At 44.1% G+C, this 20,234-nt stretch carries 19 protein-coding genes; 14 read left to right on the forward strand and 5 right to left on the reverse strand.

Annotated features, from left to right (window positions below; genetic code table 11):
• From LQ247_RS00690 to LQ247_RS00700, 3 genes are read left to right on the forward strand one after another with little or no spacing between them, the layout of a single operon-like run.
• Positions 1 to 567: a prephenate dehydratase domain-containing protein gene (locus LQ247_RS00690; protein WP_020453535.1), complete on the forward strand. Its 567-nt coding sequence runs from the start codon at positions 1 to 3 to the stop codon at positions 565 to 567.
• Entirely contained in the window at positions 564 to 1,802 is a 1,239-nt protein-coding gene (locus LQ247_RS00695) for a DUF6421 family protein (protein WP_231005415.1), read from the forward strand. The genes LQ247_RS00690 and LQ247_RS00695 overlap by 4 nt, the downstream gene beginning before the upstream one ends.
• The gene (locus LQ247_RS00700) at positions 1,799 to 3,088 is read left to right on the forward strand and encodes a valine--pyruvate transaminase (protein WP_231005416.1); all 1,290 of its coding nucleotides are present in this window, start codon (positions 1,799 to 1,801) and stop codon (positions 3,086 to 3,088) included. Before LQ247_RS00695 ends, LQ247_RS00700 begins: the two co-directional genes overlap by 4 nt.
• 30 nt (positions 3,089 to 3,118) lie before the next feature.
• Here the strand turns inward: LQ247_RS00700 and LQ247_RS00705 are convergent, their stop codons facing one another.
• Genes LQ247_RS00705 through LQ247_RS00725 form a run of 5 tightly spaced genes read right to left on the reverse strand, consistent with a single transcriptional unit; the run spans position 3,119 to position 10,107 of the window.
• Positions 3,119 to 5,245, reverse strand: a complete 2,127-nt coding sequence (locus LQ247_RS00705) for a cellulose biosynthesis cyclic di-GMP-binding regulatory protein BcsB (RefSeq protein WP_231005648.1) — start codon at positions 5,243 to 5,245, stop codon at positions 3,119 to 3,121.
• Positions 5,246 to 5,250: 5 nt separating this feature from the next.
• A complete protein-coding gene (locus LQ247_RS00710; RefSeq protein ID WP_020453531.1) occupies positions 5,251 to 6,513 on the reverse strand; it encodes a glycosyltransferase family 2 protein in 1,263 nt (420 codons plus the stop codon).
• Positions 6,506 to 8,236, reverse strand: coding sequence for a DUF2334 domain-containing protein (locus tag LQ247_RS00715; RefSeq protein ID WP_144497510.1), 1,731 nt, complete (start codon positions 8,234 to 8,236; stop codon positions 6,506 to 6,508). Before LQ247_RS00715 ends, LQ247_RS00710 begins: the two co-directional genes overlap by 8 nt.
• Positions 8,226 to 9,065 carry a diguanylate cyclase domain-containing protein gene (locus LQ247_RS00720; protein ID WP_020453529.1) on the reverse strand — a complete coding sequence of 280 codons (840 nt, stop codon included), beginning with the start codon at positions 9,063 to 9,065 and terminating at the stop codon, positions 8,226 to 8,228. The genes LQ247_RS00715 and LQ247_RS00720 overlap by 11 nt, the downstream gene beginning before the upstream one ends.
• Positions 9,046 to 10,107, reverse strand: a complete 1,062-nt coding sequence (locus LQ247_RS00725) for a lipoprotein YdaJ (RefSeq protein ID WP_269145971.1) — start codon at positions 10,105 to 10,107, stop codon at positions 9,046 to 9,048. Before LQ247_RS00725 ends, LQ247_RS00720 begins: the two co-directional genes overlap by 20 nt.
• Before the next feature lie 511 nt (positions 10,108 to 10,618).
• Between LQ247_RS00725 and LQ247_RS00730 the strand changes: the two genes are divergently transcribed.
• From LQ247_RS00730 to LQ247_RS00780, 11 genes are all read left to right on the forward strand, one after another.
• Positions 10,619 to 11,557 carry a sugar-binding transcriptional regulator gene (locus LQ247_RS00730; RefSeq protein ID WP_145929936.1) on the forward strand — a complete coding sequence of 313 codons (939 nt, stop codon included), beginning with the start codon at positions 10,619 to 10,621 and terminating at the stop codon, positions 11,555 to 11,557.
• A 125-nt stretch (positions 11,558 to 11,682) separates the two neighbouring features.
• Positions 11,683 to 12,354 carry a deoxyribose-phosphate aldolase gene (gene deoC / locus LQ247_RS00735; RefSeq protein ID WP_020453526.1) on the forward strand — a complete coding sequence of 224 codons (672 nt, stop codon included), beginning with the start codon at positions 11,683 to 11,685 and terminating at the stop codon, positions 12,352 to 12,354.
• 81 nt (positions 12,355 to 12,435) lie between these two features.
• Complete coding sequence (locus tag LQ247_RS00740; protein WP_020453525.1) at positions 12,436 to 13,617, forward strand: NupC/NupG family nucleoside CNT transporter; 1,182 nt, start codon at positions 12,436 to 12,438, stop codon at positions 13,615 to 13,617.
• Positions 13,618 to 13,647: 30 nt separating this feature from the next.
• A complete protein-coding gene (locus LQ247_RS00745) occupies positions 13,648 to 14,949 on the forward strand; it encodes a pyrimidine-nucleoside phosphorylase (RefSeq protein ID WP_095291318.1) in 1,302 nt (433 codons plus the stop codon).
• Between the two features lie 161 nt (positions 14,950 to 15,110).
• Positions 15,111 to 15,377: a hypothetical protein gene (locus LQ247_RS00750; RefSeq protein ID WP_026580364.1), complete on the forward strand. Its 267-nt coding sequence runs from the start codon at positions 15,111 to 15,113 to the stop codon at positions 15,375 to 15,377.
• 354 nt (positions 15,378 to 15,731) lie between these two features.
• The gene (locus LQ247_RS00755; protein WP_144497515.1) at positions 15,732 to 16,124 is read left to right on the forward strand and encodes a DUF5082 domain-containing protein; all 393 of its coding nucleotides are present in this window, start codon (positions 15,732 to 15,734) and stop codon (positions 16,122 to 16,124) included.
• A 9-nt stretch (positions 16,125 to 16,133) separates the two neighbouring features.
• Positions 16,134 to 16,403 (forward strand): YwqI/YxiC family protein, encoded by a 270-nt coding sequence (locus tag LQ247_RS00760; RefSeq protein WP_020453522.1) that lies wholly within the window; start codon positions 16,134 to 16,136, stop codon positions 16,401 to 16,403.
• 17 nt (positions 16,404 to 16,420) lie between these two features.
• Complete coding sequence (locus LQ247_RS00765) at positions 16,421 to 18,013, forward strand: ribonuclease YeeF family protein (protein WP_020453521.1); 1,593 nt, start codon at positions 16,421 to 16,423, stop codon at positions 18,011 to 18,013.
• A 14-nt stretch (positions 18,014 to 18,027) separates the two neighbouring features.
• Positions 18,028 to 18,807 (forward strand): hypothetical protein, encoded by a 780-nt coding sequence (locus LQ247_RS00770; protein WP_020453520.1) that lies wholly within the window; start codon positions 18,028 to 18,030, stop codon positions 18,805 to 18,807.
• 18 nt (positions 18,808 to 18,825) lie between these two features.
• A complete protein-coding gene (locus tag LQ247_RS00775) occupies positions 18,826 to 19,431 on the forward strand; it encodes a hypothetical protein (protein ID WP_020453519.1) in 606 nt (201 codons plus the stop codon).
• Between the two features lie 70 nt (positions 19,432 to 19,501).
• The gene (locus LQ247_RS00780; protein ID WP_020453518.1) at positions 19,502 to 20,107 is read left to right on the forward strand and encodes a hypothetical protein; all 606 of its coding nucleotides are present in this window, start codon (positions 19,502 to 19,504) and stop codon (positions 20,105 to 20,107) included.
• Positions 20,108 to 20,234: the final 127 nt, after the last annotated feature.

The raw sequence follows: 20,234 nt of genomic DNA on the forward strand, positions 1-20,234 counted from the left end.
ATGATCTCGACTAAAGTGCAGGAAGAACAAGCCGTGATGATTGTCCATACGCTCGGTCCCAAAGGCACGAACTGCGAAAAAGCCGGCCTGCTTTGGCTCAAAAACAAAGGGGTCCGCGGGGAAGTCAGACTTTATGAAACGTTGGAAGAAGCGCTCCCTCATGTTAAATCGACAGAAAATTCAGTTCTTTTAGGCTGCGCCGTTTACCCGTTTTTGCATCAAATTGTATTCGAGAATCTCGCTGACTTAAAGATCATAGACAGTTTTGTGATGCCGACATACAACATGGTTTTTGCCGCAAAACAGCACACGATGGCATCTGACATTCAAACCGTCGCTTCACACCCTGCTCCCGCCCATCTGGCGAAGCTGTTCAGCAGTCAAGTCCAATTTGTCACCAGCAATGCACAAGCGGCCCTGGCCTGCGCTTCAAACGCGGCTGACGGCTGTATCACGACGATTAAAGCAGCTGATGAACACCGTTTGAAAGTCATTCAAGATTTTGGAGAAGTGCCGATGTGTTTTACGATCCACGGGCTTAAATCAATCGAAGGAGGAAGCCGATGACGACATTGACAGGGGACATTGTAAACTTGGTCAACGAGCAGATTGTACCGAACATTCATGAATTACAGACGTACCAAAATGATAAAGGACAGATTACAGAGCGTCGCGAAAGGGCGGAACAGCTTCTGCTGCAATTGATAGAAGACGCTGGAACCATTTATGAAGCGGTTCACCTAACGGCTGCAAAAGAGGCGTTTAAACAGGACGTCTTGGATTGGATCGGACGCGGATTGGGGGAGACGCCGTATTTTGACCGGTTATTGACGGCTTACCGGGCTCCGAATGATCAGGAGACGACCTTTTTTGCGGCGCCGATCGTGACGCCGAATGGGCCACATGCGAAAGGCTGTTATTTTGAAGCCTTTTTGGCCGTTCGTGAAGAACCTGCCATGATGAGGCCGATAGAAGAAGAGCTGCCCCATCCTGAAAACGGCTGCCAATCCCTCAAGCTTCTCGCCGGAACAAAGGGGTTCACGGAAGAAAAATGTATCGTATTCTTCCCGGAAAATGTGAAAACAAAAGAGAACATTACATCACAGACATTCGCGATTTTCTATTTTAATAAGTTTTATCACATTTACCATGAGGATACGCTGAAAAGAGCGAGGGCCATTTTTGAACATGCGCCTTTCAAGTCGGCTCAGCTTTCCCCCGACCGCACATATGAAGCAAGGGTGCTGTGGGGCTACCTTCATGACTATTTTCATCATTGCGGAAAAAAACCTTTTCATCTGCATATTCAGGCGAAAATGAATTTTTTCGCAGGCATTTTAGAAGAAGTCAAGGTCGATTGCCAAGCGATCCTCACTTTGTGGGAGCGGCAATATGACGGCTGGGAGGAAATAATCGAATTTGTTTTGTATGAACGGCTGCTGCGCTATCCAAGCCAGCATAATGCAACGCGGAATTTTGATTCCGGGACAGGCTATTTTCTGTTCAGCTGGATCATTGAAAACGGCCATTCCATTCAAAGAGGAGAAGAGAAACCCGTGTCGCTTGATCTTTCCCGATGCATGGACGATTTAAAAAAGCTTGTGACTGAAATCGAACAGCTGGAAGAGATCGAGGATGACTCTGCATACAAAGAGGCGGCGGAACGCTATGTCAGACAATACCTGCCTCCCGGGCGTGAAGGCGAGCGGTTCAGCGTTCCGGAACAATATTTCATTGACGAGATCAATAAGAAAATCGAAACCGCCCGTCTTCGGTTTGAGCGGGAGAGACTGGAAGCGTGAAGCCGGCATTAAGCAAAATCGGAGAGAAAATGAATGAGAAGACAGGGGTCAGGGCTGTGATGAACGATATTCAGGAAGTCCTAGCCGGCGGAGATCGGTCATACATTAATTTAAGTGCGGGCAATCCAATGATATTGCCCGGCGTGTCAGCCATGTGGAAGTCGGCTCTTGCCAATCTGCTCGACGATGACAGGTTTTCTTCAGTAATCGGCCAATACGGATCGAGCTATGGAACCGATGAACTGATTGAAAGTGTTGTCCGCTTCTTTTCAGAGCGGTATCGCGCCGACATTCGAAAAGAGAATGTGCTGATTACAGCCGGAAGCCAGCAGCTGTTTTTTCTGGCGATTAATTCGTTTTGCGGAATGGGAAGCGGGTCTGTGATGAAAAAAGCCTTGATTCCGATGCTTCCCGACTATTCAGGATACAGCGGAGCGGCGTTGGAGCGGGAGATGATTGAGGGGATACCTCCTCTCATTTCGGTATTGGATGATCATACGTTTCGATATGAGCTCGACCGTGAGGCGTTTTTAGAGAGGATGAGGACCGATCCGTGCATCGGCGCTGTCTTGCTTTCACGGCCGAACAATCCTTGCGGAAACATCCTGCCTGGCGAACATGTAGCATTCATTTCAGACGCCTGCCGAGAAGCGAATGTTCCGCTGTTCATTGATTCCGCATATGCTCCGCCTTTTCCGGCGATTCATTTTATCGACATGGAACCGATTTTCAACGATCAGATTATCCACTGTATGAGCCTTTCAAAAGCAGGCCTGCCTGGCGAAAGGATCGGAATCGCCATCGGGCCGTCCCGGTACATTCAGGCAATGGAAGCATTCCAGTCTAATGCGGCGATCCATTCTTCGAGGCTGGGGCAGTATATGGCGGCATCTGTTTTGAATGACGGGCGCCTCGCCGACATTTCGCTAAATGAAGTCAGGCCGTATTACCGCAATAAATTCAAGCTGCTTAAGGATACGCTTTTAGGCAAGATGCCTGAAGACATCAAATGGTATTTGCATCAAGGGGAAGGGGCGCTTTTCGGATGGCTGTGGTTTGAAGACCTGCCGGTGACTGATGCGGCGCTGTATGAGTATATGAAAGCCGACGGAGTCATCATCGTTCCCGGCTCATCTTTCTTTCACCACCAATCCCGCCCCATGGCGCATTCGCACCAGTGTATACGAATCAGCCTAACCGCGGCGGATGAAGATATCATAAGGGGAATCGATATTTTAGCTAAAATTGTGAAGGATGTATATGAGAAGCAGGTTGAATACTTATAAAAAAACAGGGGCTAGAAGCAAGCCCCTGTTTTATTCGTCAATCTTTCCGCCGCCATTGGCCTTTCTTTTTCTCCGCCTGGCGGTTGTCAAAATCAGAATAACCGCTGCCGCTATGATCACGATCAGGATGGCAATGTACATCACATGTTGCTGATTGCTTTCCTGTTTATCATCCGTCTTGGTTTCAGCTGATTTTGCTGTCAGCTGCTGATGGTTTGTAAACAGCTGATGGCTGTCCGTTTCATTAACGACGGTTGCTGCGAAGTCATTGCTGTTTAAAAAGTTGATCATTTCTTTTGTGACAGCTGTGCCTTGCCCTTTAAACGGCGCGAAAACAGCCATCGAGTAATTTGAATCCCAAAGCGATGTTTGAGTAAACGCGATTTGTTTCGTCGTTTCATTCAGCATTTGAAAAGATGACACATCAAATGCCCCGTTTTTCGCCGTCGGAACAGCCAATTCGGAGGTTTTTTCCTTCAGCAGAGAGAATTGATCGACACTTCCGATGAAGATGATGTTTCTTCCTTTCATGTCATCCGGTTTGACTTCAGCGGATGTTTTCACTGTGAATGCCTGCCTGGCTTCGCTGCCGAAGGAGCCGACCACAAGTGAAAGTTCATGAAGCTTTGACTGATCCGCCTTGTCGGGCAGGATCATCAGCGTTTTGTTGTCCTGATCTCCCGCGTAGGGAAGCGGCCACTCTTGAAAATCGGCTGAAGCTGATGTGTCGCTGACGTGGTAAGACAATGCACTCTGTTTATCGATGAAAATCCACTTGTCACCGTTCCCCGCATAGCAGGGGTTGTTCTCTTTCAACCCTGAAGTGGCAAATTGAATATCGATGTAACGGTTTTTTTGCAAAAGTTTCGGATCGACTTTTAAAGAAACATGGTAAAAGCCGTTTTTGTCTTCTTTTCCTAAATCGTCAAGTCCGACGGAATGAGGCTGACCATTGATCATGACCTTCAGCTCCGCTTGTTCCGCAGCTAACTCGCTTTGACCGGCCTGCTTTTGAATCGTCTCCGATTTTTTCATCGTAAGCGAAAGCTTTGCAGGTTGATTCTTGTCTAATGGCGCCGGTGCGGGATAATAAAAATGCTCGGAAGATGTCTGTCCGGACCCGATTGTCAAATCCCCCGTCCCGAAATCCTCGAGTGTCAGCTTGCCGCCGTCCCGTTTATTATGCTGCTGAAGTTTGCCGATTGCCAGCGTGTCGCCGCTGAGCTGGGCGGCATACGTTTTGTCGGTAATGACGCTGATCTTTTCAGAAAGAACATCATCAGATGATGCAGCTGCAAACAATACAGGCTGTTGCTTATCCTTTGCTTTGAGCATCCGTTCCGCAAGCAAAAGCTTGTCTTCTTTTGCTTCGAGCTTTGCTTGTTTCAACAGCTTTTTCACTTTGCCGCTCCAGTGATGCTGGACGCCGATCACAATCGTCGGCCTGTCGATTTTCGCCAGGTCAGATTCACCCAAGATCTTCGTGCTGATGCTATTGTCAACCGTTTTGAGGTAGGCTTCTGTTTTAACTGCCGCTTCGATTTCAGCCGAACTTGTATGGTCCGGAATGACGATTGCCGTTTTTTCCACGGAGCTGCCGGACTGAGCGAACGGATAAGGATAATGTTCGAGCGCCATTCCTTTAGATTCGTTCTTTTCTCCGATATTCAGACGGCTGTCCGGGTAAATTTTGATCCAGTTCCCGGAAGAGTCCTGTCTGACGCAGACGCCTTCATGAACCACACCGTAGAACTTCAGTGATAGGCTGTGAAACCCTGGAGACGACTGGCTTTTGTTTAGTGCGAGTTTCAGCGTTTTCTTCCCGGCATTCCCTGCAAGCTTAACCGTTTTGACCGGTTCGCCATCAATCTCGGCTGTTAAAGAAGACGGTGAAATTAAAAGGTCTGAGGCCTCGTATTCAAGTGTGAGCTGCTGATGGGCAGAGGAGGCGCCCGCCGGAATTTGATACGTCAGCTCGGCGCTGTCTTTTGCCCCGTACAAGGTTAAGAGATCGTTTGTAAGAACTTGCTGTTCGGCTTGTTCCCGGCTGTTTTTCCCGAGGATCGAGCCGTCTACTGTAACGTCTTTGGCAGCTGCAGCTTGTCCCGTCGCCGTGATCAGCATAAGGCTTGCCAGACATATGATGATATATTTCAAAAAAGTCACCCGCTTTTCTTTTGATTGTATCGTTCTGTTTTGTACCATTTAACCTCTTGCTTGAACAGGCGGTGCTTGATTTCGACGAATAAAGAATAAATCACGAGCGCAATCCAAGCCTGCGAGTATGTAAAGTACATCAGAAAAACGATGAAAAAGTTCTGCCTGTTCATTTCTGTTTTTTCGATGCTCAGTGTAATCATGACCTCCGTCATAAATAGAAAGAAAGCCAAAACCCATAAGATGATAGACAAAAAACCGAATGAAAGATGCAGATTATAAAATAAATTGATCACAAAAAGCGCATTTGACATGATGACACCAAAGAAAAACAAAAAATACGTAAAAAAGAAATAAAACAAATCAAAAATAATCCGTTTCCTCTTCAGCTTGAAAAATTGAGCCAAAAATTTCAGGACGACATACTGGTTGCCGCGCGCCCATCTTGTCCGTTGACGCCACCAGACTTTCCACGTTTCCGGCTCCTGCTCCCAAGTGACGGCCGCCGGGAAGAAGCGGATGTGGTAGCCGAGGTTGTAGACCCGGATCGTAAGCTCGGTATCCTCCGCGAGCGCCTGATCGTCCCAGCCGCCCAGCTGTTCGATAATGCTTCTCCTGATGGCGAAATTGGTGCCGGGGATCGTGGCGATTTTGAACCATTTCCATCTCCCGCCCTGTGCCATCCATTGGAAACAAATCGTTTCGATATTGATAAATTTTGTGAGCAATGTTTTCGCCGCATTGATGACGCGGAATTTTCCCACCACTGCTCCGGCTTTCTGATCATTCATGAGCCCGAGGACAAGGTAATAAACAGCCATTTTTTCGGGCGTGTTGTCGGCGTCATACACACAAATGACATCTCCGCTTGATTCGGCAAAACCGCAATTGAGCGCCGTCGATTTTCCCTTTCCGGCATGCGGAGGTTTGGTCACGACCATTTTAATAAAGTCGTATTGTCTGGAAAACTCACCTACAATGTCGCCCGTCCGGTCAGATGAATTGTCGTTGATGACGATAATCTCCAGCCGGTCCTTCGGATAATAGAGATTCACCATCGCCTTCAGCGTCTGCCGAATCACGACCTCTTCGTTATGCGCAGGAATCAGAACGCTGACCTTCGGAAGATCCTTCACGTTCTCTTTCCACTTCGGCATGTTCCGTTCGAAGGTCATATAGTGGCGGAATCCGCCCTGCATCAGAAACATGTGATACAGAAGCATGACCCATATTAAGCTTAAAGAGACTAGGAACAGAACATTACCCACGGTTTTTTCTCTCCTTAAAGATTCGTTTTTTTAATGTGGCTCTCAAGTAAAGGGTATAGCTCACAAACATGACAACAAACAAGAGCACAATAAGAGAGAGAATCCAAAGCGCCTTTTCCAGCGGGCTTTGCTGGTGATGATCGAAAAACGTCTCAATGGCGCTGACTTTGCTTTTAACTTGAATCGTTCCATCTCCGCTTGTGTGAATTTCCACTTTATCTGTTTTAACGGTTTGCTTTGTCTTTTTAATATCGAGCCATTCGCTGTTCGGAATGCGTTCCATTTGATCAACCAGCTCAGGGAGATATTTCATTCCAAGATAAGGATGATAAAATGCGCCGGCTACTCCGCCTTCAAAATCGATCATTTGAGAGATGCGTTCCTCGACTTTGCCGAGCGGATTTTGATCCGATTGATCAACATAGCCGATGGTCTCAGGATAGAGCGTCATCCCATGGAGTATTGCTGGTTTGGTAACAAAAGGCCCGGCGCCTGACGTTTTCCATGTTGTATCGCTAAGCTGAACCTGGCCTAACAAGCTTGTAAAATACTGTGAGGCGATCTGATAGCCGTGCTCTGACATCGTATAGTGCGGCGCTTCAAACGCGAGCGGATACAGTCCTTCTGCGGTGAGATCTTCAATAGCGTTCGTCAGCTTCTGCCGCGTGTACATTTCCTCATTTTTTCTGAACGGCTTCAAATAGTTTTGATATGCTTCTTCATTCGGAAAGTTCTGTTCCTTTTGCAAAAGGGTCGCGGGCTCTTTCGCATTTTGCGATGTGATCGGCTGATCGGCTTTAGCATCCCAAAACTCGAATCCTTCACCGGTTTCGCTGTAGCGGTATGTATGGGTATACCCGTGAACAATTACACTGCCGCCCATATCCTGCAGCTTTCTCAGCACGTTGACAAGCTTCGGCTTTTCAGACATATAGACTTTGTCGCCCGTTTCAGGATTGACATATACCGGAATCACAGAAAGGATAAAAGGAATATTTCGTTTATGCAGATAAGCCCCGGCTTGGAGCAGCAGTTTTTCATCCGACATTGGGCTGATATCCTCAAGCCGCAAATATAACAGCGTGCTGTCCGGGGTTTCACCAAATGCCTGTCTGAGCTGCTTAGCGGCGAGGAGGTTGTTGTTGAGCAAATCGGTTAAACCGATGTACACGTTACTTTTGCCGGTTTTCCATGCGAATGGGTGAGCTTTTCCGTCGTCAGCTTTGTATGTGTACAACGCTTTTCCCTTCAAGCCTGATACCTCAAGGACACGAATTCCGCTTTCTAAAGAGGTATCGTGTTCCTCATTTGTGCTGCGAATCTGATACACATTGTCTTCGCTTTTCAGCGAAAGATCTGCAAATTGGCTGAACTGCCCGGCGTTAAAGCCGATCGCTGTCACAGGTTTTTGGAAGGAGCTGATCAGCTGCGCGAGCTTTTTGTTCAGCTTTCTTTTCGTTTGTCCGTAATAGATGACGCGGTCTTTTCCTGCCAGATCCGCAGCTTTGACATCCGCATCATTTACAACGGTCACATGGGATGTAAAATGTCCGGCGATAAGGTCGAGCATTTTCACATCGGCTGATTTTTTGCCGTCCAATGTTGAATAGATGATGAGAATGCCGCGCTCCTGCTGCTTTGCCCCGGCGGTGTCCGGAACATGAAAAACCGCAGCCAGGATAAGGACAGCCGCGCATAGAAGTAATATCCGCTTACAGTTCATTCATCATCATCTCGTTTTCTAGTTCTTCTAAAAATTGCTCAGCAGTCTTTAAATCGTTTTGATATGATAAGTGGCACACGTGGAAGGTCAAGGTGACATACTTGCCGTTTTTCAGCTGGTATGTGTCCAGCTGTTTCTTCAGTTTTTCAAGGACGGCAGGCATATGCTCAGCAGGCGTGTGTGTCAGCAGGATGCCAAACCGCTCTTCGGCAGGCCGGAATTTTTTATCCGTTTCCCGGACACATGATCTGATTTGACTGCTGACAAATTGAAAGAGACGGTCGGTTTCTTTTTCTCCGTACAGGGATTTGAACTCTTTGAAATAATGCATTTGCAGCAGTAAAAAAACAAATGAGTTGCCATACCGCTCTGCCCGCTTGATTTCTTCCGAGAGCTCCAGCTTCATCCTCTGTTTATTATCAAAGCCTGTCACCCTGTCAATTGCAACGAAGCTATTGATCTCGTCTTGAAGGTGTTTGACAGAGCGGTGAAGTCCGATCGCGATGTCATGGATTCTCCCTGACATGAAGGAGAACAGCAAAAGCGCTATTCCCCAGATGACGAGGGTTTGCAATTCCGTTTCAGACGAAGCGTCTGTGTGAAGAAACATCATCAAAGTTCCGAGAACAAACAGGACGATGATCGTCCCAGCCAGTGCGTAAATCGATCCGAGCCATATTCCCGCTGCGATGATGGCAAGTGTGATGCAAATGATGAGAATGGATTCGGACTGCGGGGCTGAGACATAATGGATGAACAACGCAAGAGCTGCTGCTATTCCCGTCATATAAGCGAACATTTTTTGCGAATCATTGAATGATATTTTCATTTAAAAGCTTCCTTTCGGCTAATAGAGGCAGCAGGTTATCAAAAGAATGCGTATCATTTCCGCTCATATATCCCCCATAATACGTCTCAGACGAATCAAGAATTTCAAAATCATTCATTCGATCATACAGCGCTTTGATGACGTCTTGATCTTCGTTTTGGTTGATGAAAAATAATATCGTCAAAGCGTAGACGGATGGAGATTCGTATTGAACCGCCGGCTTTTTTGTATCGATCGAGTACCGGCCATACAGTTTGCCGCCGGTTTGAAACGTCTGTTTGAGCCAATCCGCTAATACAGCGGCTTTTTGATCCTTCGGCGGTAAATGCCAAGCTGTGTAAAGCTGATCAATGAGATTGACTTCATGGTCATAGGTGTATGCTTTCGTTTCTGTACTGTACACTTTCGGGAGAAAACCGTTTTTCAAAGGGGCGCGGTAAAGAATGTTGGCGTTCCGCCTTTCGGTATCCTTATCAATCACTCCGTTTTTTTTCAAGACGGATAGCGCATCTGGCATGATATAGGAAAGCGTGATATCCTTTGATGCGGATTGAGAGGCGGAGTCGTAAAAGTCCGTCAATATCCCGTTGTTCATGTTGTGCGTTTTTAATGCGGAACCGATGTTCAGAGCGGTTTGTTTATACTCGCTGTTTCCCCATAGAGCTGCCGCTTGATCGAGGCTCACCATGATTCTGAGATCATCGATCAAGGCGTTTACCCCGCTTGTCTGGCCGTTTTGGATTTGCCATGAGACCAGGTTGTTTTTCATAAGGAAGGATTCGGTCAGGTGCTGATATTGCTCATGAAAATGCTCGCCGTCTTTTTTACTGATCAAAAATTCCATCCACAAGCCAAGCGATTCCGACAAGTAAACAGGCTGGTCAGAAAAGCTGGTTTTAATCAGCCCCTGATCGCTCATTAAATGATGGTAAACGAAGTGTTCGGCAGGCTGCAGCGCTTCATCATTTTTGTCATCATCTGACTGATCTTCAGCTTTGATACAACCGACGGCCAGACTGGCCGATAAAAAGCACAGGATCATACCAATCCATATATACCTCACGGGTGCTTTCACGATAGATCACCCCGAATGTTTTTTTTTGAGAATAATTTTGACTTACTTATTATAAATGAAAAAATGGAGATTGCTAGATTTTTTGATCTTTTTGGACTATCCAAAAAGAGGACGTAAGTCCAATAATAAAATGTTTTTCCATCAATAGAAGGATTTTCGTATTGATTTTCATAAAAAATACCAAAAGAAATAAACGGAGGACGTGAATGGATAGCCTGTGTGAGACCAGAGCAACCAGAAAAAATCTTGGTGAGGTATTGATTCAGCTATGAGATGAAACCGTGTTTTACCGGCGGACAAGCGCAGCTGAAGAACTGACAGCAGAAAAAGATGTATATATAAAGGATAAGATATGATATGAACACATGTAGTGGCGCATGGGCCGGCATACTGGCCGTCTTTTTGCAATTCAGCTGGATGAGAAGGAGCATGAACCTATATAATATGGGTTAAAGCGTTACTAAAGGGGAGGAACGTGATGGACAAGGAAAAACAGCAATTGAGCATTGAAGTTGCGAGGCTCTATTATCAGTCTGACTACAGCCAGCAGCAAATCGCCGAACAGCTGCAGATTTCAAGACCGACGGTATCAAGGCTGCTGCAGTTCGCCAAGGAAAAGGGGTATGTCCAAATCCGCGTCATGGATCCGTTTGAAGATATGGATGCGCTCGGTGCGATGCTTGAGGAAAAATACGGGCTCATGGAAGCACATGTTGTTTTTTCGCCGACCGCGGATTATACGACCATCACGCATTATCTCAGCCGCTTCGGAGCCGAATACATGCACGGCGCAGTCAAGGACGGCGACATTGTCGGCGTCAGCTGGGGAACGACAATGTACCAAATCGCCCAAAATATGCAGCCCAAACAGGTGAAGGGCGCAGAGGTCGTACAACTGAAAGGCGGAATCAGCCACTCAAGTGTCAACACCTATTCGTCTGAAACGATTCAGCTGTTTGCCGAAGCCTTTCAAACGATGCCGAGGTATCTGCCGCTTCCGGTCGTGTTTGACAACCCGGAAGTTAAACAGATGGTAGAGCGGGACAGGCACATTAAGCGGATCATAGAAATGGGCAAACAGGCGAACATTGCGTTATTTACAGTCGGCACAGTCCGTGATGAAGCCCTGCTGTTCAGGCTGGGGTATTTTCATGAAGAGGAAAAAGCCCTTCTGAAAGAACGTGGAGTCGGCGATATTTGTTCGCGCTTTTTTGATGCGGAGGGAAACATTTGCAGCCATGCTATCGACTCGCGGACGATCGGCATTGAATTGGCTGACTTGAGGGAAAAAGAACGGTCGATTCTCGTAGCGGGCGGCAGCCGGAAAAAAGCCGCTATTCATGGTGCACTAAAAGGCAAATATGCCAATGTGCTGATTATTGATCAGCATACGGCGAAAGAACTGCTAGATGATTAAAGTGTCCAGGAAGAACAGCCTGGATTTTACTTTATTTTCTATTGAACAAAATTTCATATGGTAATTTACATTTGTTCAAAAATCGGTTATGCTGAAACTATCTTATATAAAGGAAGTGCTAGTATATGACGATTGCAAATCTCATTGATCATACAGCATTGAAACCGCATACACAAAAATCCGAGATTGAAAAATTAATAGAAGAAGCGAAAACACACCAATTCGCTTCAGTTTGCGTCAACCCGACATGGGTTGAATTCGCCGCCAAAGAGCTGAAAGGAACGGAAATCGATGTTTGCACAGTCATCGGTTTTCCGCTGGGCGCCAACACGACAGAAACAAAAGCGTTTGAAACAAAAGACGCGATCGCAAAAGGCGCGACAGAGGTGGACATGGTCATCAACATCGCCGCTTTAAAAGACGGAGACGATGACTTTGTCGAGGCGGACATCCGCGGAGTCGTTGAAGCCGCAAAAGGTAAAGCGCTTGTTAAAGTCATCATTGAAACGTGTCTGTTGACAGACGAGGAAAAAGAGCGGGCTTGCCGCTTGGCTGTTGCTGCCGGTGCCGACTTTGTCAAAACTTCAACCGGGTTCTCAACCGGCGGAGCGACAGCGGAAGATATCGCCCTCATGCGGAAAACAGTCGGACCCGACATCGGTGTCAAAGCATCTGGAGGCATTCGAACAAAAGAGGACGTTGAAAGCATGATCTCAGCCGGAGCGACCCGGATCGGTGCAAGTGCAGGCGTTTCCATCGTCAGCGGAGCAGAAGGAAAAAATGAAGATAACTACTAAGATCCAGTGCGGCGGGAAGCGAAAGCTTCCTGCGCACAGACACAAAAATGTAAGCGAATACATCCTCAGGAGGATCAAAACATGAAATATCTTATCGGGCTCATCGGTTTATTTGTCGTCTTAGGGCTTGCATGGCTGGTCAGCAGCGGAAAAAAAAGAGTGAAGTACCGTCCGGTTATCGTCATGATCGTGCTGCAATTTGCATTGGGATATGTTTTGCTGAACACGGGCGTCGGAAACTATCTCGTCGGCGGGTTTGCCAAAGGCTTCGGGTATTTGCTTGAATATGCCGCAGAAGGTGTAAATTTTGTCTTTGGCGGGCTGGTGAATGTGAATGAATCCACATTCTTCATCAGCGTGCTGCTCCCGATTGTTTTTATCTCTGCTTTAATCGGTATTTTGCAATATTGGAGAATCCTTCCGTTCATTATAAAATATATTGGTCTTGCGCTTAGCAAAATCAACGGGATGGGCAAACTTGAGTCATACAATGCCGTGGCCTCGGCGATACTGGGGCAATCTGAAGTATTCATTTCGTTAAAAAAGCAGCTGGGGCTGCTGCCTAAGCACAGACTTTACACGCTGTGCGCTTCAGCGATGTCAACTGTCTCGATGTCTATCGTCGGCGCCTATATGACGATGCTGAAGCCAGAATACGTTGTCACCGCGCTCGTATTGAACTTATTCGGCGGATTTATTATTGCTTCGATTATCAATCCTTATGAAGTCGATCGAGAACATGATATGGTAGAGGTACAGGAAGAGGAAAAACAATCCTTCTTTGAAATGCTGGGCGAATATATTATGGACGGCTTTAAAGTCGCCGTCGTCGTGGCCGCTATGCTGATCGGATTTGTCGCGATCATCGCAATGATTAACGGCATTTTCAGCGCCGCACTAGGCATATCATTCCAGGAACTGCTCGGATTTATTTTTGCGCCGTTTGCCTTCCTGATGGGTATTCCATGGCATGAAGCGGTGAATGCTGGAAGTATCATGGCAACCAAGATGGTCTCAAATGAATTTGTCGCGATGCAGTCTCTCGCACAAGGCAGCTTCCATTTCAGCGGCCGCACCGAAGCGATTGTTTCTGTCTTCCTCGTCTCATTTGCCAATTTCTCATCGATCGGAATTATCGCCGGCGCTGTTAAAGGACTGAATGAGAAACAAGGAAACGTCGTCGCACGCTTTGGCTTGAAATTGCTGTATGGCGCAACGCTCGTCAGTTTCTTGACAGCGACCGTTGTAGGATTGATCTATTGATAAACATTGAAAAAAGGACTGGTGATCACAATGAGAATGGTTGATATCATCACTAAAAAACAAAATGGAGAAGAATTGACAACAGAAGAAATTCAATTTTTCATTAAAGGCTACACAGACGGCAGCATTCCTGACTATCAGGCGAGCGCTCTGGCGATGGCCATCTATTTTCAGGACATGACGGACAGAGAACGGGCCGATCTCACGATGGCGATGGTCAACTCAGGCGAAACGATCGATCTTTCCGCGATTGAAGGCATCAAAGTCGACAAACACTCAACAGGAGGCGTCGGCGACACGACGACGCTCGTACTTGCGCCGCTTGTTGCGGCTCTCGACGTCCCGGTCGCCAAAATGTCGGGCCGCGGCCTTGGACACACAGGGGGAACAATTGACAAGCTCGAAGCGATCAAAGGGTTTCACGTGGAACTTTCTAAAGACGAATTCATCAAACTTGTCAACCGCGACAAGGTTGCCGTCATCGGCCAAAGCGGAAACTTGACGCCTGCTGACAAAAAACTGTACGCCCTTCGCGATGTGACAGGCACGGTCAATTCGATCCCGCTGATTGCCAGCTCGATTATGAGTAAGAAAATCGCCGCAGGGGCGGACGCGATTGTCCTTGACGTCAAAACAGGCGCCGGCGCCTTTATGAAAACCGATGAAGACGCCGTCAACCTTGCGAAAGCGATGGTCCGCATCGGAAACAATGTCGGCCGCCAAACGATGGCTGTCATCTCCGACATGTCCCAGCCGCTGGGATTTGCCATCGGAAATGCCCTTGAGGTGAAAGAGGCGATCGATACATTAAAAGGGGAAGGTCCGGAAGACTTGACTGAGCTTGTCTTAACATTGGGCAGCCAAATGGTCGTTCTCGCCAAAAAGGCAGAGACCCTTGACGAAGCAAGAGAGAAACTGATCGATGTAATGAAAAACGGAAAAGCGCTGCAAAAATTCAAGGATTTCCTTCAGAACCAAGGCGGCGACAGCTCTGTCGCGGATAACCCTGAAAAGCTGCCTCAGGCTGCCTACAAAATCGACGTTCCTGCCAAAGAAGCAGGCGTCGTGTCTGAAATCGTCGCCGATCAAATCGGCGTCGCGGCCATGCTGCTGGGCGCCGGCCGCGCAACAAAAGAAGATAAAATCGACCTCGCCGTCGGCATCATGCTTCGCAAAAAAGTCGGCGACGCAGTCGAAAAAGGCGAACCATTGGTTACCCTATACGCAAACCGCGAAAATGTCGATGACGTCATCGAAAAAGTCTACGATAACATTCAAATCGCTGAGAAAGCCGAAGCGCCGAAGCTCGTGCATACGGTGATTACGGAATAGAAGAACATGCAGAAACAGCACATACCCTTGGGTGTGTGCTGTTTTTATGGGCTTTTTTTCTCATTTACCTATTTTAATCTTTCTTGTAGCATGAATACGTCTTAGGTGTCATCTTTTTACATGGACGGAAAGGTATAGATAAATAGGAGGTTTTTTTAAACGTGGCCAAACGTATTCTAGTATCTTCTGGTATTAGTGTTTTAATCTTTATCCTTATAGGTATATGCTCATTTATCCTATATGCCATACTGTCGCATTTTTACATGCAATCTTTTGTGACGGGCGAACCTTCCCAGGATGAAGCGCTGGGATGGGGGTATTTGGGTTTGTTGTTTATTTCATTCATATTGGCAATTTTGACAGGTATAATTGGCGGAATCATTTCCTTTTGTATATATTTTAAAAAATTCAAGAAATGGAGCAGTTAAAAGGGAACCGCCGGAAAATCCGGCGGTTTTTAAAAACGAATATTTTGAGAAAACCTTGGGTGTGTGCTGTTTGTTTAATGGCAAGATTTGAAGAAGGTCATTTGAACTAAGCACCTAATGCTATTTCAAAGAACATTGTGAGAAGCTTGAATGGATCAATTCAAGAAAATCCAAGAAAACCAAGTCCATTATCCTATTTACCTATTTTGGATGATATTGTAATATGAAAAAGGTCTGATTTATAAGAACGTTGGATTCAATCGGAAAGCAACAATATACCTAACCGAAATACTGTGGAATAAGCGAATAGTAACGTGCAGACGTTTATTTTCTGAAAAACGAGGTGAACCCGATATGTCAAACCATGCTGCTAAAATCGCTTCTTTGGAAAAAGATATTTCTTCTTTATCTCACAATATAAAGGATACACAAAGCAAAATCGCTGAACTGAAAAAAGCAAAAACAGCTATTACCGGTGAACTTCACACCCTTTCAAACAATGCCAATCTCATCAATCAGCCAGATATTACTTCGCATATATGGAACGGTAGACATACAAATCAATTTATCAATATAAGATCAAATATTGCACACAGCTATCAAAGTATACAGAGAGAAACAGATGGTCTGATTTCACATATTGAGCAAGAGATTGAAAATCTTGAAATGCAAATCTCTAATATGGAGATGTTTCTAAGTATACAAAAACAACAGCTTACAGATATAAAAAAACAAGTCAATCATTGAGGTGAAAGAATGGCAGAAATAAAGGTAAAAGCAGAAGAAGTCAAAACGGCGTTTTCAAGCCTTCAGACAAAAATCAGCGCACTTTCGATAGCAGGTTCAAAAGCCGATATCACTAATTCTTCAATGGATGTAGTGAACAAAATAAAAAAAATCGAAAAGGAATACGAGCAGCTATTAAAAAAATACAAGGAGGCGCTATCTTCAGTTGAAAAGGACGCATGGTCAAACATTAAAGTCCTGATTGATACTGATAAAAACATCTCTCAAAAAATGAAATAAGGAGGGCTGGTTTTCTCTTGAAAGTTTTAGATGTCTCTGAAGTCATTGACGCGATAGACCAATTGATTAAGGAAAAAAAGCAAGAGGAAAAAGAAATCAATGCCATAAGGGAAAGTGTACAAAAAATTGCAGAGCTTGATGATGCATTAAAAGGAGAAGGCGGAAATGCGATCAAAGAACACTTTTCGGTTCTTCATCTTCCCGTGCTGCTTTATTTTCAGCACTTTATTGATCAATACATACAGAATTTAAAAGATATTAAAGCAAAAATCAGAACCTATGAATCAACAGAGGGTTTTGTAAAAGAAGAGTTTCTGACGCATGATGTCAAAAAGGGCTTAACAGAACTGAAACGTCAAACGAATGATACGGTTGATTCGATTAATGACGAATTTGATAAAATCAGCCAGTTGATTGGGGGCGGATCTATCTCTTTGGCATCATTTAATGAGCATATTTCCGAAGCAAAAAAACATGTGAACAACACAGTGTCTGATTTAAAAGAGCTTGATCGTGATACTAATTCTATATTAAAACAATCGTCAAATTCGATCGCTCAGCTTTCCAAGCTCACTGAAAAAGTGAACACTTGGTCAAAGGGAGGCGCGATCCTATCTAAAAAAACGATTAAAGAGGTTGAAAACTACTTTTCTGAAACAGATGTCGTTAAACAAATGATTGACGAAGCCGTTGATTTAGCAGAAAAACAAGACGATCCGACAATGATGGGCAGAATCGCTGAATGGCTCGATTTAATCGGTACAGGAAACGGCGCTTTGGCTGTAACAAAAGGCGTCATAGCCGTGAATGTACTGGCGACGAAAATGCTTGAGCTTGAAAAAGACGGGAAAGGAAACTTCCGTGTGAAAGCCTCTCCGAAATGGACGCAGGGAGCTAACGGAAAATACGATTCCAAGGTGGCTCAGTTTGTTTACAATATCCTGAAAAAAGGCGATCCAAACTCAAGCAAACCAATCAAAAAATGGCTCGGCAAATTTCAAAATAAACCAAGCGGCCTTTTGAGAAAGATTGTTGGGTTGGGGCCTAACACAACAAGAATATCATATGAAAAGATTTTAGAAAGCCAAAGTTTCCTAAAGCATAAGCCAGAGGAACTGAAGAGTTATAAGACTAAGCTTGATGTGAAAGGGACTCTTGGGAAGTTTAAGGATGAAGTAGCTCCTGGAAAGTTAGTTAAAAGGGTTCCTGGTTTTGGAACTGCATTTTCATTTCTAACTAATTCGGCTGAATTTTTTAGTGATGATAATCAGGGTAAGTCATTATATGAGAAATCTGGACGTGTGGCAGCAGGGTTGGGAATGGATGCTGGAGTAGCAGGCTTAACTGTAGGAGGTGCAGGGTTAGGTTCGTTGGTATGCCCAGGACCAGGCACTCTTATCGGGGGGGCAATCGGAGCTGGTGTGGGTATAGTTGGATCTGTATTTTCTGGTGATACTGTGAAAGAATGGGGAGAGGAAGCCGGAGGTTGGTTAGAGGATAAAGGAAAAGAAGCAGGTGAATGGATTAGTCAAAAGGCATCTGAGACTGCAGAAACAATTTCAGACGGAATTTCAAGTGCAAAGGAATTTGTCACTAGTTGGTTCAGGTAATAAGGAGGAGTGTAATGTTAAACTCTAAAATTATATTAACAACAAATGAACTCGTTGCCGCATTGCTATTGTGCAGATATGAAAAAGCTGCTGAGGATATAATTAATGAGCAGCAGATAATTCAAGATGAAAAAGACATTGAACCATTTTCAATTCAAGCCGAAAATCTTTTAAAACAAAGAGGATATTGGGATGATGACACAGAATCTAATTTACAAAAAGGGTTAGAAAACCTGATTCACTTACTCATTCAATCAAAGCGAAAAGTTCGCTGTATCCATCGAACAAAGGTGCTGATTGTACACCATGTTCAAAAAGATGAACTCATTGTGCAGGAGATCGAAAATCAAAATCATAGTTTTTCGATTTTAAGAAGCAGAGAGTCGTTTTTAGAAATGTTGAAAACATTTTATCATTCATATACGGATAAAAAACCAGAACATGAAATTTTTGAAATGGATGAAGATTCATTTGACGAGTTTCACGAGGTTGAAGCTGACGTTATTAAAAGAATGGCGGAAGACCCGAAAACGCATCCGACTATAAGTCAATTTTCCTTTGATTTTTTAGCAAACAACCAAGAGCTCGATAATATTTCTTTTGTAGAAAGTGACTATATTCAAAACCAAACAAGATTAGAACAAGTTGCGTTTTTACTAAGAAGTGATAATTTCATTTGGCATTTAGATTATGAGAATATTAAAAAAGACGGTTCACTATATCTTCAACCGGTGGCAGTCAACGAATACTTTAAAAAAATAGTAGATACAATGAATGAATTTTATGATTTTTAATGGAAAGGGTTTCTATGTATGATATTCTCTTTTAAAAAAAGCCGATTCTTTTGGCTAAGAAGCAATTTTATTCTTTTGTTGTTAACTGCTTTATTGTTGATGAATAAACCTTATTGGGAAAAAGACGCCAATGTCATGTTTTTTATGTTTGTTTTCACTGCAGAATTTTTTCTCATTTTGCTTTCTCTGGTATATGGTTTTCAAACTGAAAAAGTAATTCTTAGCCAGAGAAAAAGGGCTTTTAATAAATCAAATTTTGTGCATGGCATTATTGTGTTAATTTTTTTAAGTATCTTTTTTGCCCTTGCCTTGGGAGAGCATATGCCATTTCCAAGCTCATTATTTTATGCCTCTATACTTATTAATGTAATTATGGCAGTGATTTCTTTAATTTTTCCTTCATGGGTAATTAAACAATATGAGTTTAGTATTTATGAGGAATCAAATGGGCATATAAACGACTTATTACGTTATTTTTTATTTTTTGCTTGGACAATAAATTACGAAGTCCAAATCGTTTTAGCCCGCCTCCCTTTTGTATTACAGCGTCTATTGGGCGTCATTTTCGTCGCTGTTTTGCTGTGGGAGCTTACCATGATCGGATTAATTTTTGAAAACAATTGATATTGTAGGGTGTTTCTAGCGGCTGCGTCTATTGCAGCCTCTTTTTCAAAGTACAGAAAGGATACACTTTATGTTTTCAATTAAAAAGAGTTTCTTTTTTTGGTTGAGAAGCAATGTGATGCTTTTACTTTTTTCGTCGCTTCTACTAATTAATAAACCGTATTGGAATAACAATGGAAGTGGAACTTCGTTTTTCTTATTTGTTTTTATTGCAGAATGTTTTTTGATTATACTTGCATTGGTTTATGGTTTTCAAACAAAAAAAGGAAATGCACGTCAAAGCCTTAAAACAACATTATTAAAATCAAATATTATCGTAGGAGTATCTGTTTTTTCTGTTTTTAGTTTGTTTTTCGGTTTTATATTATCAAGTAGTATTCCGTATCCGAGTTCAATTCTTATAGTATATTTAATTGTGAATATGATTTTTGCTTTCGCTTCTTTACTCTTTCCTACAATAGTTATTAAGCTATATGAATCAAATGTTTATGATGAAACAAAGGGTTTAATACCTGATTTTTTTAGATATGTGGCTATCTTGGTATCTTCTTTAAATTATGAAGTTCAAAAAGTTTTGGCACGTCTTCCGTTTTTACTGCAGCGGATATTAGGAATAGTTTTTATTCTAGTGCTAATCTGTTCTATAGCTGGAGCATTATCAGTGTTTGAAAACTAAAGGAAAAATAAATATGTTTTCTATTAAAAAAACTTGTTATTTTTGGATTAGAAGCAATGCAGTTCTTTTGTTGATAGCGGCTCTTCTACTGACCAATTTATCATGTTGGAATAAATATGAGAATGGC

It is taken from the genome of Bacillus sp. BS3(2021), from assembly GCF_021043345.1.
Taxonomy (GTDB): Bacteria; Bacillota; Bacilli; order Bacillales; family Bacillaceae; genus Bacillus; species Bacillus paralicheniformis.